At 74.7% G+C, this 16,418-nt stretch carries 11 protein-coding genes and 1 pseudogene; 5 read left to right on the top strand and 7 right to left on the bottom strand.

Annotated elements, in window-relative coordinates; genetic code table 11:
- From CCO02nite_RS14840 to CCO02nite_RS14825, 4 genes are all read left to right on the top strand, one after another.
- Complete coding sequence (locus CCO02nite_RS14840) at positions 1-285, top strand: WXG100 family type VII secretion target (protein WP_146843954.1); 285 nt, start codon at positions 1-3, stop codon at positions 283-285.
- Positions 286-384: 99 nt separating this feature from the next.
- Positions 385-798, top strand: a complete 414-nt coding sequence (locus tag CCO02nite_RS14835) for a hypothetical protein (protein WP_146843953.1) — start codon at positions 385-387, stop codon at positions 796-798.
- Between the two features lie 11 nt (positions 799-809).
- Complete coding sequence (locus CCO02nite_RS14830) at positions 810-2,276, top strand: S8 family peptidase (protein WP_186812724.1); 1,467 nt, start codon at positions 810-812, stop codon at positions 2,274-2,276.
- Between the two features lie 2 nt (positions 2,277-2,278).
- Positions 2,279-3,622, top strand: a complete 1,344-nt coding sequence (locus CCO02nite_RS14825) for a WXG100 family type VII secretion target (protein ID WP_146843951.1) — start codon at positions 2,279-2,281, stop codon at positions 3,620-3,622.
- Between the two features lies 1 nt (position 3,623).
- Here CCO02nite_RS14825 and CCO02nite_RS14820 read toward each other — a convergent pair whose 3' ends face one another.
- Together CCO02nite_RS14820 and CCO02nite_RS14815 are read right to left on the bottom strand one after the other, a co-directional pair.
- A complete protein-coding gene (locus CCO02nite_RS14820) occupies positions 3,624-4,766 on the bottom strand; it encodes an RDD family protein (protein WP_146843950.1) in 1,143 nt (380 codons plus the stop codon).
- Positions 4,763-6,133, bottom strand: a complete 1,371-nt coding sequence (locus CCO02nite_RS14815; protein ID WP_146843949.1) for a hypothetical protein — start codon at positions 6,131-6,133, stop codon at positions 4,763-4,765. Before CCO02nite_RS14815 ends, CCO02nite_RS14820 begins: the two co-directional genes overlap by 4 nt.
- Positions 6,134-6,381: 248 nt before the next feature.
- Here CCO02nite_RS14815 and eccCa point away from each other — a divergent pair, with 248 nt between their 5' ends.
- Positions 6,382-10,344, top strand: a complete 3,963-nt coding sequence (gene eccCa / locus CCO02nite_RS14810) for a type VII secretion protein EccCa (RefSeq protein ID WP_146843948.1) — start codon at positions 6,382-6,384, stop codon at positions 10,342-10,344.
- A 36-nt stretch (positions 10,345-10,380) separates the two neighbouring features.
- Here eccCa and CCO02nite_RS16255 read toward each other — a convergent pair whose 3' ends face one another.
- From CCO02nite_RS16255 to CCO02nite_RS14790, 5 genes and pseudogenes are all read right to left on the bottom strand, one after another.
- Positions 10,381-11,880 (bottom strand): RDD family protein, encoded by a 1,500-nt coding sequence (locus tag CCO02nite_RS16255; protein ID WP_281284614.1) that lies wholly within the window; start codon positions 11,878-11,880, stop codon positions 10,381-10,383.
- Between the two features lie 3 nt (positions 11,881-11,883).
- A pseudogene (locus tag CCO02nite_RS16400) lies at positions 11,884-11,955 on the bottom strand (zinc-ribbon domain-containing protein); the annotation flags it as partial.
- A 128-nt stretch (positions 11,956-12,083) separates the two neighbouring features.
- Positions 12,084-13,091: a polyprenyl synthetase family protein gene (locus CCO02nite_RS14800; RefSeq protein ID WP_146843947.1), complete on the bottom strand. Its 1,008-nt coding sequence runs from the start codon at positions 13,089-13,091 to the stop codon at positions 12,084-12,086.
- A 25-nt stretch (positions 13,092-13,116) separates the two neighbouring features.
- A complete protein-coding gene (gene nuoN / locus CCO02nite_RS14795; RefSeq protein ID WP_146843946.1) occupies positions 13,117-14,880 on the bottom strand; it encodes an NADH-quinone oxidoreductase subunit NuoN in 1,764 nt (587 codons plus the stop codon).
- Positions 14,877-16,412: an NADH-quinone oxidoreductase subunit M gene (locus CCO02nite_RS14790; RefSeq protein WP_146843945.1), complete on the bottom strand. Its 1,536-nt coding sequence runs from the start codon at positions 16,410-16,412 to the stop codon at positions 14,877-14,879. The genes nuoN and CCO02nite_RS14790 overlap by 4 nt, the downstream gene beginning before the upstream one ends.
- Positions 16,413-16,418: the final 6 nt, after the last annotated feature.

Below are 16,418 nucleotides of genomic sequence, written 5' to 3'. Positions count from 1 at the left end.
ATGAGCGACCTCAAGGTGAACTTCGGCGGTCTGGCCACGGCCGCCGCCGACATCCAGACCGGAGCCAACCAGATCCAGGCCCGCCTGGACGAGATGGACCAGTCCCTGCAGCCGCTGCGGGCCAACTGGTCCGGCGAGGCGTCGGCGTCCTACGAGGCGGCACGTGCCAAGTGGACGTCGGCGATCAACGACATGAAGGCACTGCTCGCCCAGGTCGGCCAGGCGGTCGCCACGTCGGGCGACGACTACCAGGCGACCGAGCGCTCCAACGCCGCACGCTGGTGACCGTGGCGAGGCCGTGGCACTCTCGCGGTGCCACGGTCTCGCACCCGTCCCGCAGGGCCGCGGCCGGCGAGCGTGAGCCGGCGGGGAGGTAAGGCACGGATGACGGCGCAGCAGGACGGTGCCGGGACAGGGGGAGAGATGGCGGCCGACCAGGTCAGCCTCGACCACGATCTGCTCACGGACCGCATCTCCAGGCTCATCGACCTGTACGACGAGATGGATGCGGTTCGTAGCGAGATCGAGGCCGTCCAGGGGCGGCAGGGCTCGTACGTGTGGTCGGCCGAGCCGTCCGTCCAGCGGTTCCGTAGCGCCTACGTCTCCCAGCTCGACGCGCTGCTCGCGACGCTGGGCAAGGTGCAGCAGCACATCGACACGATGCGCACGGCGCTCGCCGATTCGCAGCGCGCGCTGCTGAGCCAGGACGAGGCCGCGGCCGAGCTGTTCGACAGCCTCGTCGACAAGCTCGACGGGGCGGGCGCGCCGGCCGGGCCTCCCGGCCAAGTCTTCGGATGACCCTGGTTCGGATGACTCGCGCGCCACGGACGACCGCGACCGGCGGCCCGCGCGGCCGCCGGGTGGTCCTCGCGTGCGCGCTCGCCACCCTGCTCACCGGGACGGGCCTCACGCCGGCGCTCGCCGCCGACGCGATGGACGGGCTCTGGTACTACGAGCTGAGCGGCATGGCAAAGATCCACGAGCGCACGCAAGGTGAGGGCATCACGGTCGCGGTCATCGACACCGCGCTCAATCCCGACGTGCCCGATCTCGCGGGGGCGGACGTGCACGTTCACGAACCGTCGTACTGCGGCGACGGGGTCGATGGCGAGCCGATGCCGGCCGTCGACCACGGCCCCGCGGGCGCCCACGGCACGGGGATGGTCTCGCTGCTGGTCGGCACGGGCGCCGGTATCGACGGCGAGCCCGGGACGCTCGGCGTCGCACCGAAGGCGCGGGTGAACTTCTACGCCGCGCTCACCAACCCGAGCGCGGAGGACATCGCTCTGCGGTGCGCGACGCCGGCCGGCGCGGCCGACGACTTCGTCTGGCTCTCTGCCGCGATCGACCAGGCTGTCGCGGACGGGGCCGACATCATCTCGGTCTCGCTCGTGCAGGACTTCCCCTTCGATGCGGACGCGATCGCCCGCGCGCTGCGCGCCGGAGTGATCATCGTCGGCGCGATGTCGTCGGACTCGCTCAAGCAGGTCGCCTACCCGTCGAGCTACAACGGGGCGGTCGGCGTCGAGTCGGTCGGCCCCGACGGCAAGCTCTGGGACGGCGCGAACATCACCGCCGACGTCGCGGCGCCGGGTGAGCAGATCCGCCAGATCGACGACGACTACGCGTCGTACTCGCTCATGAACGGCTCGTCGAACGCGGCCGCCTACACCTCGGGGGCGCTCGCCCTCGTCTGGTCGGCCTACCCCGACGCGACCTCGAACCAGATCCTGCAGTCACTCGTGCGCAACACCTACGGTGAGGACCACGAGCCGTCGCAGTCACCCGGCTACGGCGCAGGCGTCGTCAACCCTCGCCACATGCTCGAGTACGACCCGACGACCTACCCGGACGTCAACCCGCTGCTCGACCAGGACCCGAACAGCTTCCCGACGTACGAGCAGGTCATGGGAGCCGACCCGGACGCGAGCCCGACGCCGGACACGGCCACGGCCGAACCCTCGAGCGCACCGCCCGAGTCGCCGACCGCCGCCGCCTCGACGGCGGCACCCGTCACGGCCGCTCCGAGCGACGCGAGCACGGTCCCGGCGTGGCTGCTGGTCCTCGCGGGCGTGGGAGCCCTCGCGCTGGTCGCGGCCGTCGTCGCCGCGATCGTGCTGTCCCGACGACGCTCCGGTGCGCCCGCGCCGCCGGGCGCCGGTGCACCGCCCGGTACTGCCGCACCGCCCGGTACTGCCGGGACACCCACCCCGCACGAACCGCCGGGACCGCCCGGCTTCGACGTCCCGCCCGCCCGTCCGAACGCAGGGGAATGATCATGGATCGCGAGAACGCTGCCCAGCTCGCCGAGACGCATGACGCGCGTCCCGCACTCGCCACGATCGACGCCGACCGCGTCGGACGGCTCAAGGAGCGACTCGAGTCGATCTCCAGCACGCTCGGCCGGATGTGGGGCGAGCTCGGGATGGAGGGCTCCGCTGCGGACGCCGCCGACGAGGGGATCGCCAAGCTGTCGAAGGACCTCGTCGACCAGGCCGACATCGCCACCCAGATGTCGGTGATCGTGCAGAACGCCGCGAACGCCGTGACCCGGGCACAGGACAAGTACGACGAGCTGCCCCGCGGCTCGCTCACCCCCGCGCAGCGCAACCGGTACGTGGAGGACGGTGCGAGCGCGGGACTGCCGTACATCGAGGCGGCGGTCGCGCAGCAACGGGAGGACGCGGCGAGCCGCGCGCTGTCCGTGCTCAGCACCGAGATGGACACGTACGCCGGCCAGATGAGCAGGCTCGCGGCGAGCGAGCACCGCGAGGACGGGTCCGACGGTTCGGGCGGCTCCGGGGGCGGAGCTCCCACTCCGTCCCGGCCACCGCTCCCCGACGGGGGTCCGGGCCTGCCGCCGTACGTTCCCCCGTCGGATCCCCCGGTCGTGAACCCGCCGGACTCCGACGGCCCACCGACCGTCCCGAACGATCCGAACCCGACGGACCCGGGTGGGCCTCCGTCGAACCCCGGCGACCCGACGGACCCGGGTCGGCCGCCGTCGAACCCCGTCGACCCGACGGACCCGACGGACCCGGGTGGCCCCGGCACGCCGTGGGACCCGCCCGGCACGTGGACCCCGCCGGAGGACACGCACGGCGATGGTCCGAGCGACGGTCGACTGCCGGTCGACGGTCCGATCGGCGGCAACCCCGGTGTCCAGCCGGGAGTCCCCGGCTATCCCGGCGCGCCCGGGAGCGGTGGCTCGACGGGCACGATCGGCGGGGTCGGCGGCGTCCTCGCCGGGGGCGCGGCGCTCGGCGCGATGGCCCGCGGCGGACTCTCGACGGGTTCCGCCGGCGCGGTGGGTGGCGTGCCGGTCAGCGGTGCGCTCGGGGGCGGGACGCTCGTCGGCGGGTTCGGCGCACCGGGAGCACCCGTCGGCGGTGCGGGTGCCGGCGTAGGTGCGCGCGGCGCGTCCGGGATCTCGGGGACGACCGGCGGCGGCGCCGGAGGCGGCTCCAGCAGCCGAAAGAAGCGGCGAGCCGGAGCGCTCGGCTACCTCGCGCCCGAGCTGGAAGAGGAGGAGGCCGCGGCGACGCGTTCGGGCGGCATGTCCGCGGGCGACCGCAGCTCCGCACCGCCCGTCGAGCTGCCGCAGGAGGACGACGGCTGGTGACTCAGCGCGGGACGTCGACCGCGAACCACCGGTCGCCGATCCGCACCGTCGCACCGGACGGCACCCGCGACGGGCGGTCCGCGCCGACGACGAGCGCCTGACCCGACGGCAGGACCACCACCGTGCCGTTGCCGGAGCCGGCGTCGCGCACCCAGAAACCGTCGGCGTCCACACCGAAGTGTGCGTGCGTCCGCGACAGCGAACGCTCAGGGTCGTCCATCGAGACGACGTGGTCGCAGCGCTCCCCCGGCGTCGGTCGGGGCGCGCGACCGATCACACCGGGCCCGCCCACGGTCATCGCCTCGCCGGTGTCGAGCGTGAGCACCACGACCGGCACGACGCGCGCGCCGGTCACCGGCGGCGCCGGCCTCGTCGCAGACGTCGATCCCGACGACACCGCGGACACGCCCGACGGCGACGGCACGCGCGACCCCACGGTCGCGACGCTGCCGCCGGTCCCGCTCGCGGCCACGGGGGCCACGGGGGCCAAGGTGGACACGGGGGCCGCCGGGGCCACCGGGCTCGCCGCGGTGGGCCCGGACCGACGGACGTCGACGACGACGGCGCGTGCGACGCGGTCGTGCCAGCCCTGGTGCAGCGCGCCCCGGTCGAAGGCCACCGACCCGATCACGAGCCACTGGCCGACACCCGCCACGAGGTGCCCGGCCGCGACGACGAGCGCCCGAAGCGCACCGCGGCGCAGACCGGGCGCGTACGGCGCCTCCTGACGCGCGGCCCGCAGCCCGAGCGCGAGGTTTCCGAAGGTGCAGCCCGTCCGCGCCTCCCACACGACGACACCGACGGCGATCTCGACGGCCACGAGCGCGGCGAGCACAGGACCGCCGAGCACCAGCACGAGCGTCGCGACCAGCGCGACGACGACGCAGTCCACGAGGAATGCGAGCAGCCGCGGCCCGACACCGACGGTCGCCGCCCCGAAGAACGCCGCGCCCAGGCCGCTCGCGGGCGCCGCCACGGCGCCGGCGCGCGGGTCGGCAGCTCTCGTCGTTGCGCTCGTCGTTGCGCTCGTCGACCCGGGCGTCGCAGCGGGCGTCGGAGCGGTCACCGCCGGCGCGCCGCACGCGGTGCAGAACCGGGCACCGGTGCGCAGGGGCCGTCCGCAGGACCGGCACGTCGTCGTCATGAGGTGACCTTCCGGAGCGTGTCGACGAGATCGGCCGCGACGACAGCCGCGGGCAGGCTGAGCACGAGGGCCAACCCCTCGAGGGCGTCACCGAACCGGGAGGCGACCACCGACCGCCACGACCGCCCGAGCGCGGCGCCCACGAGAGCGACGACGACGGCGAGCACGAGCGCGACGAGCGCCGCCGCGACGTCGCCCGCCGCCGGCAGCGGGCCGAGCACGGCCAGCTCGACGACCGCCGCGCCCGCGGCGGCACGCGGCCACCACCGCGTCACGGTCCCCCTCGTCGTACGGGGCACGAGCGTGAACGCGACCACGACGCACACCGCGAGCGCGACCGCACCCCACGCGGGCACGGTCCCGGGCTCGGCGGCCGCCAGCACGGGACCGAGCAGCACGACCGCGAGCAGGCATGCGGCCACGACCGCAGCGGTCGCGCGCGCCTCGGCACCGTCGACGGATCGCCGCACCGCCGGTCCGGCGAGACGTCCGAGCGGGCGTGGGCGGGGCGCCCGCACGGAACCGGCGGTCCGCGACGCGTGCGAGATGTCGAGGAGCTGGTCGTCGGGCACCACGAGCGAGAAGCGGGGGGCCAGGCGCAGGACCAGGGGGCAGAGCCCGACGACGAACGCGGCGGCACCGAGCGCGGGGCGACCCAGCAGCAGCGCGGCGCCCTGCGTCGCGCCGAGCAGCGAGAGCGCCGCGAGCACGACGACCGCCTCGTCGTCGCCGGAGCGGTCGAGATGGGTCACGACCGCGCGCACGCACGCCGCGACCGTCGCCGACACGAGCGCGACGACCAGCGCGAGGCGACGTTGCGCCGGCGTGGCCGGGAGCATCGCCCAGGCGCCTGCGGCGGCCGCGAGCGCGGGCGACGCGAGCGTGGCCGCCCGCGCGGCGGGGACCCGCGCGAGCGCGAGCCCGGCCGCGCAGAGCGCGAGCACGCACACGAGTGCGGCGAGAACGAGCGCATCGGGCTCGGGGCCGGCCGACGGGACCAGGGCGACGACGGTGAGCACGACACCGAGCGCGCCGACGATCGCGAACAGGCCGGCCTGCGGTGGTGGGCGGCGGCCGGCCGCTCCTGCGGCCAGCTCGCGGTCCGGTGCGGGCGCCGGCCGCACGACGTGCACGGTGGCACCGTCCTGGAGCTGCTCACCGGCGGGTGCGTGCGGGTCCAGACGCGTGCCCGTCGCACCGAGCACGAGCGTGCCGGGCGCGTCCACGGGCAGCAGGGCCGCGCGCAGCGCATCGCCCAGCACCACGTCGGAGCGCAGCGCGACGTGCCGCAGCTCCGACCCGGCCGCCACCACGAGGCGGAGCTGTGGCGCGGCGGGGCGGACGGGTGTCCCGCTCGGTGCCGACACGCACCCACCTCCCCCGGGGTCCAGGACCGGTACGGCCGCCCACATGCTACGGGGCCCGGCCGACCGCGGCTCGGGGCGTCCCCACGTCCGAACCACCCACCACCGGACGGCCGGTCAGCCGGCCCCTTGGCCCGGCTGCAGCACCCGCCGGTCGCCGGCCCCGGAAGCGTCGCACGCGCCCGGCACGCGCCCGGTAACGTGAGCCCGGCCGCGGCGCGACAGGGGATCGCGCACCGGCGAGGAGGCTCATGTCGATCGTCGCCGACGGGGAGACGCACGTCGTCGGACCGCCGCCCGTGCCCACCGGGCAGGTGGTGCTCCAGGCACCACCGGAGCTGCAGCCGGCGGACGGCGTCAGCGGCATGCTCGCGAACCTCGTCCCGATGCTCGGCAGCGTCGGCTCGATCGTGTTCGTGGCGATCGCCCAGCCCGGGCCGAAGGGCTATATCGCGGCAGGCATGTTCCTGGTCGCGTCGCTCGGCTTCGTCGCCGTCAACGGTTGGCGGCAGCGCGCGCAGCACACCGCCACGGTGGTCGGCGCACGGCGTGAGTACCTCGCCTACCTTGCCGACCTGCGTCGCACGGTCCGGCAGGCCGCGCGCGCGCAACGCCGGGCCGCCGAGTGGGATGCGCCGGCACCCGGTGCGCTGCCCGCGATCGCGGAGGAGCGTTCGCGCGCGTGGGAGCGCGGACAGGATCACCCCGAGTACCTGCGGGCGCGCCTCGGCACCGGCCCGCAGCGACTGTGCCTAGCGCTGGAGGCACCCCAGACGCCGCCGCTCGCGCAGCTCGACCCCGTCGCCGCGTCGGCGGCGCACCGCTTCCTCGTCACGCACCGGGTCCAGCAGGACATCCCGCTCTCGCTCGACCTGCGCTCCGCGGCGCGCGTGGAGGTGGCCGGCACCGAGGCCGAGGCTCGCGGCATCGCGCGCGCGCTCGTCGCGCAGGCCGCGACGTTCCACTCCCCCGAGCTGCTGCGGATCGCGGTGCTGGCCGACGACCGCGCGCTGCCCGCGTGGGACTGGGTCAAGTGGCTGCCGCACGCGCACTCGACGACCGAACGCGACGCGGTAGGTGCCGCACGACTCGTCGCGACGTCGCTCGCCGAGATCGAGCAGCTGCTGCCCGAGGGCCTTCGCGAGCGCCCGCGATTCGGCACCGCGCGTGGTGCGACCCCGCTGCCGCACCTGCTCGTCGTCGTCGACGGCGGCCACGTGCCGCCGGGCAACGGGGTGCTCACCGCGGACGGCGTGCTCGGTGTCACGGTGCTCGAGCTGCCCGAGCGGTGGGACGAGCTCGACGACCCGTCGACGCTGCGCCTCCTGCTGGGTGCGCCGCTGCCCGACGGGGGCGTGCCCGTCGAGGTGCTGCGCCTCGGGCTCGAGCCGACGCGGCTGCGTGGCGACCAGCTCTCGGTCGTCGAGGCCGAGGCGACCGCGCGCCGACTCCTGCCGCTGCACGTGGGCTCCGGACCGCAGCGCGACACCGGCCCGGTCTCCTCCGAGCTGGTCGACCTGCTCGGCCTCGGCGACGTACGTGACCTCGACCTCGACACGGCCTGGCGACCGCGGCCGCCGCGCGACCGGCTCCGGGTGCCGATCGGCCTGACGCCGCAGGGGCAGCCCGTCTCGCTCGACATCAAGGAGTCCGCGCAGCAGGGCATGGGCCCGCACGGCCTGATCATCGGCGCGACGGGTTCGGGCAAGTCCGAGGTGCTGCGCACGCTGGTTCTCGCGCTCGCGCTGACGCACTCGTCGGAGGACCTCAACTTCGTCCTGGTGGACTTCAAGGGCGGCGCCACCTTCGCGGGTATGGCGGACATGCCGCACGTCTCGGCGATCATCACCAACCTCGGCGAGGAGCTCACGCTCGTCGACCGCATGCAGGACGCGCTGCAGGGCGAGATGGTGCGCCGCCAGGAGCTGCTGCGCGCGTCGGGCAACTTCGCCAACGTCGCGGACTACGAGCGCGCTCGTCGCACGGACCGCCCCGAGCTCGCCCCCCTGCCCGCGCTGCTCATCGTCGCCGACGAGTTCTCCGAGCTCCTGGCCGCGAAGCCCGAGTTCGTCGACCTCTTCGTCGCGATCGGGCGCCTGGGCCGCTCGCTGCAGATGCACCTGCTGCTGTCGAGCCAGCGACTCGAGGAGGGGCGCCTTCGCGGCCTCGAGTCACACCTGTCCTACCGGATCGGCCTGCGCACGTTCTCCGCCGCGGAGTCGCGCACGGTGCTGGGCGTGCCCGATGCCTACGAGCTGCCGTCGATCCCCGGCATGGGCTACCTCAAGCCGGACCCGGCGACGATGATCCAGTTTCGCGCGGCCTACGTCAGCGGTCCGCCCAAGGCACGCCGCCGTACCGCCACCGGCGCGCCCGTCGCGCGCGGCGCCACCCGGCTCGAGTCCTTCACAGCGGCTCCGGTCCTGGGCCCGGCGGTCCCCGACGAGCCCGACGAGGTGGCGGCTCCCGACGACGAGCGGCGCGCGACGTTCGACATCGCCGTCCAGCTCATGCGCGGCCGCGGTCCCGCCGCGCACCAGGTGTGGCTGCCGCCGCTGGTGGTCCCCGCCACGTACGACGAGCTGATGCCCGACCTCGTGGTCGACCCGAACCTGGGCCTGGTCTCGCCGACCTGGCGCAACGCCGGGCCGCTGACCTTCCCGCTCGGAATCGTCGACCGCCCGCTCGAGCAGCGACGCGAGAACCTGACCGTCTCGCTCGCGGGCGCCGGCGGGCACATGGCCGTCGTCGGCGGACCGCGGTCGGGCAAGTCCACCGTGCTGCGCTCGGTCGTCACCGGGCTGGCGCTCACCTCGACGCCGCTGGAGGTCCAGGTCTACGTGCTCGACTTCGGCGGCGGCACCTTCACGCCGCTCGCGGCGCTGCCGCACGTCGCCGGCGTCGCGACGCGCTCCGAACCCGACGTGGTGCGACGCGTCGTCGCCGAGGTCGAAGGCATCGTCAACGCGCGCGAGCGCTACTTCCGGGCGAACGGCATCGACTCGATCGAGACCTACCGCCAGCGCCGCGCCCAGGGGCGCGCGGACGACGGCTACGGCGACGTCTTCCTCGTCGTCGACGGCTGGAGCACGGTACGCGCGGAGTTCGACGAGCTCGAGCAGCGCCTCCAGGCGCTCGCGGGCCGCGGCCTGACCTTCGGCGTGCACCTGCTCGCCTCCGCGAGCCGGTGGCTCGACTTCCGCACGCAGGTCAAGGACCTGTTCGGCTCACGCCTCGAGCTGCGGCTCGGCGACCCGTCGGACTCCGAGATCGACCGCAAGGTCGCGGCCGCGGTGCCGCGCGAGCGGCCGGGCCGCGGTCTGGTGCAGTCCCGCCACCACGTGCTCGTCGCCCTGCCGCGCATCGACGGCTCCGGCGCCCCGGAGTCCCTCGGTGCCGGGGTGGAGCACCTCGTCGACACCGTCACCGCGTCCTGGCACGGCGCTCCCCCGCCCAAGCTGCGCCTGCTGCCCGAGCAGGTCACGCTCGAGGCGCTGCGCCTGGCCGCACCGGACGCCCCAGGAGTGCTGCTCGGCATCGACGAGAACGCCCTGGCACCCGTCGTGCTCGACCTCGCCGAGGAGCAGCACCTGTACGCGTTCGGCGACGCGGGCTCCGGCAAGTCCGCCGTGCTGCGCCTGGTCGCCACCGAGGTGCAGCGCCTCCACACCCCCGGCCAGGCGCAGATCTTCGCGGTCGACTTCCGGCGAGCGCTGCTGGGCGAGATCCCCGAGCAGTACCTCGCGGGCTACCTGACGACGCAGGAGCAGTCGGTGTCCGAGCTCGCCGACCTGGCCGGCTACCTGCGCACCCGCCTGCCCGGCCCGGACGTCACGCCCGAACAGCTGCGCGCCCGCTCCTGGTGGACCGGTGCCGAGGTCTACGTCCTCGTCGACGACTACGACCTCGTCTCGACCTCGCAGGGCAACCCGGTCGCCGCGCTCGTCCCGCTGCTCGCGCAGGCGGCCGACGTCGGCCTGCACCTCGTCGTGACCCGGCGCTCGGGAGGCGCGTCCCGCGCGCTGTACGACCCCGTGCTGCAGTCGCTGCGCGATCTCGCCGCACCCGGTCTGGTGCTGTCCGGCAGCCCCGACGAGGGTCCGCTCGTCGGGGCCGCGCGTCCCGTACCGGGGGGGCCCGGTCGTGCGCAGCTCGTCACGCGGGGTGCCGGGATCCAGGTCGTCCAGCTCGCGTGGACGCCGCCGACGCTCTGACGGCTCAGGTCGGTCCGGCCCCGCGCGGCGCCGCGGTCAGCGGCGTTCGACGAGCGCGCTGCGCTCGCCCAGCCGGATCGTCCAGCCCACGCCGACCTCGGCGCGCGCGCCCGCCGGCAGCACCGCGCGCGAGCCGTCGGGGCGCACCAGCACGGTGCCGTTGGTCGAGCCGCGGTCGACGACCCAGAGCGTGTCGGGGCCACCGACGCCGAAAGCGACGTGCACCTTGGACAGCGAGCGGGCGGGGTCGTCGATCGCCACGAGGTGCTCGACACCCGGTTGAGCGTCGGGACTGCGCCCGACGAGCCCGTCGCCCGTGACGTCGACCAGCTCACCCGTGTCGAACACCAGCCGCAGCCCCGACGGTCGCGCATCCGGCCGGGGTGCGTCCGGAGCGCTCTCGCGGAGCCGGGTGTGCTCGACGTCGTCCCGGTCCTCGAAGTGCCGCGGCACGGGCGCTGCGGCCGGGTCCGGGAACCCCGTGATGAGGCCGGGCGGTGGCGTCGTCGGGCGCACGGGCGTGGCCGACCCGGCCGGCGGCAGCGGCACCAGCCCGACCGTCGACGTGGGCGCGGACGCCGGGTGCGGTGCCGGAGCCGGCACCTGGTCGGTGCCCGTGACCGGGCCGGTCAACGGCGCCGAACCGTGCGGCGGGACCGGACCCGGAGCCACGGCCAGGTCCGGCGGCAGGACCGGAACGGGAGCCGGGACCGGGCTCGGCGGCGGGGCCGGGACCGGAGCGAGGGCCGGGCCAGGAGGTGGCACCGGACCGGGACCGAGGACCGGGTCCGGCGGCGGGGCAGGAGCGAGGACAGGCTCCGACACCGGGGCCGGGGCGGGCGCGGTCGTCGGGCCGCCCACGGCGCGCGAGACGGCACGGTCCCAGGCGACGGACGGGTCGCTGCTGCGCGCGACACGCGTCGCGGACGCCCGCAGCACGAGCGTCCCGGCCGCCTTGTCGTGCCAGCCGCGCTGCGCGGGCGTCTTGTCGAACGCCCCGGACGCGACGACGAGCCACTGCCCCAACCCGCACGCGAGCGCGCCGAGACCCACGACGACCGAGCGCAGCAGGATCCGCAGGAGACCCGCCGGGCGTCCGGTCTCGAGCCCGACGGTCCGGATACCGAGCAGCGCGCCGCCCAGCGTCGCACCCGTCACCGACTCTGCGACCCACAGCGCCAGGGCGCCGAGGAGCACCAGCACGTCGACGACCAGGACGGCGCCGCCCGGTCCGGCCGGGTCGAGGAAGCCGTCCCGGCCCTCACGCGACGCGACGACGGCGCTTGCGACGGCCGCGCCGACGACGGCGAGCAGGACGAGCGCCGCGACGTCGATCGCATACGCGGCGACGCGCCGCCCGACGGGAGCGATGCTGCCGGGCACCACCGGGTACCCGGTGTGCCGCGGCAACGCGGTGGAGCGCCGCTGCTCCGGCGCGACGGGCTGCGCGGCAGCGATCGGCGGCGGCACCGGAGCGACGCGCGCGTCCGGCGACGGCACGACCGCAGGAGGTGGTGGCGGCACGGGCGCGGGCACGCGCGATCCGCACTCGGCGCAGAACATCGCGCCGGGCTCGAGTGCCGCCCCGCACGTCGGACAGGTGCTCACCATGCCTCCAGACCGCGTCGCCCCCCGACGACCTGGGCAGCATGCTGCCAGATCGCGGCGTCAGGTCCCCGACCCGGTCACCCGCACGGGCGACTCAGGCCCGAGCTGTGCGTCACCCGGCCGGGCGTAGCTCAGGCGGCGCGGTCCACCAGCGCGTCGGCGAACGACACGAGCGCGTCCTTGACCGGCCCGTCGGGCAGGGGCCCGAGCTCGCGCACGGCCTCGCGCGCGAGCGCGACGGCTCGGTCCCGCGTCTGCCCGACCACGTCGTGCGTGCGCAGCGCCGCGACGGCGGCGGCGAGCGCGTCGTCACCCGTGAGGTCCGCATCGAGCAGGGCGAGCACCGCGCGGTCGTCGTCGGTGGCGTCGGGACCCGCGACGCGCGCGCGCAGCAGGAGCGCGGGCATCGTCGGGACGCGTTCGCGCAGGTCCGTGCCGGGGGTCTTGCCCGTGACGGAGCCGTCGGAGGCGAGGTCGATGACGTCGTCGGCGAGCTGGAACGCGACGCCGATCTTCTCGCCGAACTCGGTCACGGTCGCCACGACGTCCGGCGGGCAGCCGGCGAACATCGCGCCCAGACGCGCGGAGGTCGCGATGAGCGAGGCCGTCTTGTCCGCGAGCACCTGCAGGTAGTGCTCGACGGGGTCCTCGCCCTCGCGCGGGCCGACGGTCTCGTGCAGCTGGCCCAGGCACAGCCGCTCGAACGTGCGCGCCTGGATGCGCACGGCCTCGGGGCCGAGGCCCGCGACAGTCGAGGACGCGCGCGCGAACAGCAGGTCACCCGTGAGGATCGCGACGGAGTTGCCCCAGACCTCGTGCGCGGAGGGTGCGCCGCGGCGCAGCGGCGCGGAGTCCATCACGTCGTCGTGGTACAGCGTCGCGAGGTGGGTGAGCTCCACGACGACCGCGGCGTCGATCACCTCGCGGCGCGCACCGTCCCCGAGCTCGGCGACGAGCAGCGCGAGCATGGGCCGCAGTCGCTTGCCGCCCGCGTTGACGAGGTGACGCGACGCCTCGTCGGCCAGCGAGTCGGCGTGCGCGACAGCCGTGCGCAGGCTCTCCTCGACGAGGGCGAGCCGCGCCGCGAGGCGCTCGGTCAGGTCCGGGTCGGCGAGCGGGAACGCCGTCGTCGAAGTCACCGGGTCAACCTACCCTCGCCGGGCCTCAGCGCAGGAACGTGGCCATGTCCGCGATGAGGTCCAGCACGGGCTGCGGGAACACGCCGAGCAGGATCGTCGCGGCCGCGCACAGCACGATCGCGACGGCCGCGAACCCTTCGGACGGGACCACGGTGGTCGTCGTCGTGACGGGTCGCACCGCGACGAGCGTCGCGACACCACCCTCCGGGGTCGCGACGTCCGCTCCGGTCTCGACGACGCCGGCCTCGACGACGCCGGTCCCGACGAGGGCGGGCTCGGCTGGTCCGGGCTCGGGTGAGAGCTCGTCCGCCGCAGCAGCCGCCGCGGCCTCGTCGGACTCGCCGTGCGGTGCCGTGAAGAACATCAGCACGATGATCCGGACGTAGAAGAACGCCGCCGCGGCCGAGGCCAGCACGCCGATCAGCGCGAGCGGCCACGCGCCGCCGTCGACGGCCGCCGAGAACACGGTGAACTTCCCGATGAAGCCTGCGGTCAGCGGGATGCCGGCGAACGAGAGCAGGAAGAGCGTGAACGCCGTGGCCAGCGCGGGGTGGGTGCGCCCGAGCCCGGCCCACTGCGAGATGTGGGTCGCCTCGCCGAGCACCGAGCCGCGCGGGTCGTCGTCGTCGGAACCGCCCGTGCGCTCCCGCACGAGCCAGATGACGGCGAACGCGCCGACGGTCGCCACGCCGTAGACCAGCAGGTAGAACAGCACCGACGAGACGCCGGCCGGGTTCAGCGCGACGATGCCGGTCAGGATGAAGCCCGCGTGCGCGATCGACGAGTACGCCAGGAGCCGCTTGACGTCGGTCTGCACGAGCGCGACGACCGTGCCGACGACCATGGTGGCGATCGCGACCGTCCACATCATCACGTCGAGGTCCCACTGCAGCCCGGGGACCACCGTGTAGTAGATCCGCAGCAGCGCGCCGAAGGCGGCGACCTTGGTGCACGCGGCCATGAAGCCGGTGATCGGCGTCGGCGCGCCCTGGTAGACGTCGGGCGTCCAGGTGTGGAACGGCACCGCGCCGACCTTGAACAGCAGGCCCGCGAGCACGAGCACCGCGCCGACGAGCAGGAGCGTGTCGAGACCGGTCGGGTCCTCGGTGACCGCGGCGATCTCGCCGTAGTTGAGCGTGCCGGCGTACCCGTAGACGAGCGCGATGCCGAACACCAGCAGCGCGGACGCGAATGCGCCGAGCAGGAAGTACTTGAGCGACGCCTCCTGCGAGAGCAGCCGACGCCGACGCGCCATGCCCGTGAGCAGGTACAGCGGGAGCGAGAGCACCTCGAGCGCGACGAACAGCGTCAGCAGGTCGGCCGTCGCGGGGAAGATGAGCATGCCGCCGGCGGCGAACAGGACCAGCGGGTAGACCTCGGTCTGCTCCAGGCCCTTGCGCCGCGCGAGCTCCTCGTAGTCGGAGCCCGGCACCGACGCCGCGGTGGGCGCGAACGCGTCCTCCCCCGTGGCGGTGCGGTCGGCGATCACGAGCAGCGACAGGATCGTCAGGACGGCGATGCTGCCCTGCAGGACCAGCGCCGGGCCGTCCACGACGAGCGCCCCGCCGAGCACCATGGTGCCGCCGTCACGACGCGTGCCGCTCCACAGTGCCGCGACCGCGACGATAGCGCCGATCGTCGCGGCGAACGCGATCGCGAGCTGGGTGATCCGCCGCGCACGCGCGGGCACGAACGCCTCGACGAGCACGCCGACGACGGCCGCACCGAGCACGATGATGACCGGCGACATCGCCGCCCACTCGATGCTGTCGGGCTGCGTGAAGCTCACTGGTCGCTCCCTTCGGCGGCGGCGGGTACGTCGGTGACGCCCACCTGGTCGAGCGTGACGGCCGCGGGCGGGCGCACGAGGTCGAGGGCCGGGCCGGGCACGAAGCCGAGCACGAGCATCGCGGCGATCAGCGGCGCGACGGCCCAGCGCTCACGCGCGCGCAGGTCGGGCATGCCCTCGAGCTCCTCGCGCGGCGGCCCGGTGAAGATCCGCTGGTAGGTCCACAGGATGTAGATCGCGGCGAGCACGACACCGGTCGACGCGACGATCGCGGCGGCGGGGTGCCGCGCGAACGTCCCGACGAGCACCATGAACTCGCTGACGAACGTCGACAGACCGGGCAGCGACAGCGCGGACAGGCCGGCGACGAGGAACAGGCCCGCGAGCACGGGCACGATCTTCTGCAGGCCGCCGAAGTCCGCGATCTGCTGCGAGCCGCGTCGCGCGACCAGGAACCCGGCGAGCAGGAACAGCGCCCCCGTCGAGAGCCCGTGGTTGACCATGTAGAACGACGAGCCGGCCACCGACGTGCTGGTGAACGCGAAGATGCCCAGGACGATGAACCCGAAGTGCGACACCGAGGTGTACGCGATCAGGCGCATGAGGTCCTTCTGGCCGATCGCGAGCAGCGCGCCGTACAGGATCGAGACGACCGCGAGCACGATGATCACGGGTGCCGCCCAGCGCGACGCGTCCGGGAACAGCGGCAGGCACAGCGTGAGCATCCCGAAGGTGCCGACCTTGTCGAGCACGCCGACGAGCAGCGTCGAGGTGCCGGCGGGGGCCTGCTCGGCCGCGTCGGGCAGCCAGGTGTGCACCGGGAACATCGGCGCCTTGATCGCGAACGCGATGAAGAACGCGACGAACAGCCACTTCTCGGTGGTCGGCGCCAGGTCGGCCGTGACGAGGTTGTCCGTGAGGAAGCCCTCGGGTCCGCCGGGGCCCTGCAGGTACAGCGCGATCACGCCGACGAGCATGATCAGGCCGCCCGCGAGCGAGTAGAGCAGGAACTTCACGGCGGCGTACCGCCGCTGCGCCCCGCCGAACGCGCCGATCATGAAGTACACCGGGATGAGCATCGCCTCGAAGACGACGTAGAACAGGAACACGTCGCGCGCCGCGAAGACCGCGACGATGAACGCCTCGAGCAGCAGCACGAGCGCGAGGTAGCCCCGCAGCCGGTCGCTGACGCCTTCCTGCGAACCCTGCTCACGCCAGGCGGCGAGCACGACGAGCGGCACGAGCAGCGCCGACATCGCGATCAGCGCGAGCCCGACGCCGTCGACGCCCACGGCGTACGACGTGCCGATCGCGGGGATCCAGCGATGGGTCTCGGTGAGCTGGACGGTCCCCGAGTCGCCGGTGTCGAACGCGGTGAACGCGAGCCCGACGAGCACGAGCTCGACGAGCGACCAGGCCAGCGCGATCATGCGCGCGTGCGCCCGCAGGCCGCGCGGGGCGAGCCACAGCAGGAGCGCTCCGAGGACCGGCCACGCGATGAGCGTGGTCAGCCAGGGGAAGTCGGGCGACATCGCTCT

It is taken from the genome of Cellulomonas composti (assembly GCF_007990245.1).
Taxonomy (GTDB): domain Bacteria; phylum Actinomycetota; class Actinomycetes; order Actinomycetales; family Cellulomonadaceae; genus Cellulomonas; species Cellulomonas composti.
The sequence above is the reverse complement of the archived record's forward strand: the minus strand, read 5'-3'. Positions and strand labels throughout refer to the sequence as shown.

Excerpts from the sequence above, each read along its gene's own strand:
- eccCa (WP_146843948.1), top strand. The coding sequence starts at position 6,382 with ATGTCGATCGTCGCCGACGGGGAGACGCACGTCGTCGGACCGCCGCCC.
- CCO02nite_RS14820 (WP_146843950.1), bottom strand. The coding sequence starts at position 4,766 with ATGACGACGACGTGCCGGTCCTGCGGACGGCCCCTGCGCACCGGTGCC.
- CCO02nite_RS14840 (WP_146843954.1), top strand. The coding sequence starts at position 1 with ATGAGCGACCTCAAGGTGAACTTCGGCGGTCTGGCCACGGCCGCCGCC.
- CCO02nite_RS14830 (WP_186812724.1), top strand. The coding sequence starts at position 810 with ATGACTCGCGCGCCACGGACGACCGCGACCGGCGGCCCGCGCGGCCGC.
- CCO02nite_RS14825 (WP_146843951.1), top strand. The coding sequence starts at position 2,279 with ATGGATCGCGAGAACGCTGCCCAGCTCGCCGAGACGCATGACGCGCGT.
- CCO02nite_RS14790 (WP_146843945.1), bottom strand. The coding sequence starts at position 16,412 with ATGTCGCCCGACTTCCCCTGGCTGACCACGCTCATCGCGTGGCCGGTC.
- CCO02nite_RS14835 (WP_146843953.1), top strand. The coding sequence starts at position 385 with ATGACGGCGCAGCAGGACGGTGCCGGGACAGGGGGAGAGATGGCGGCC.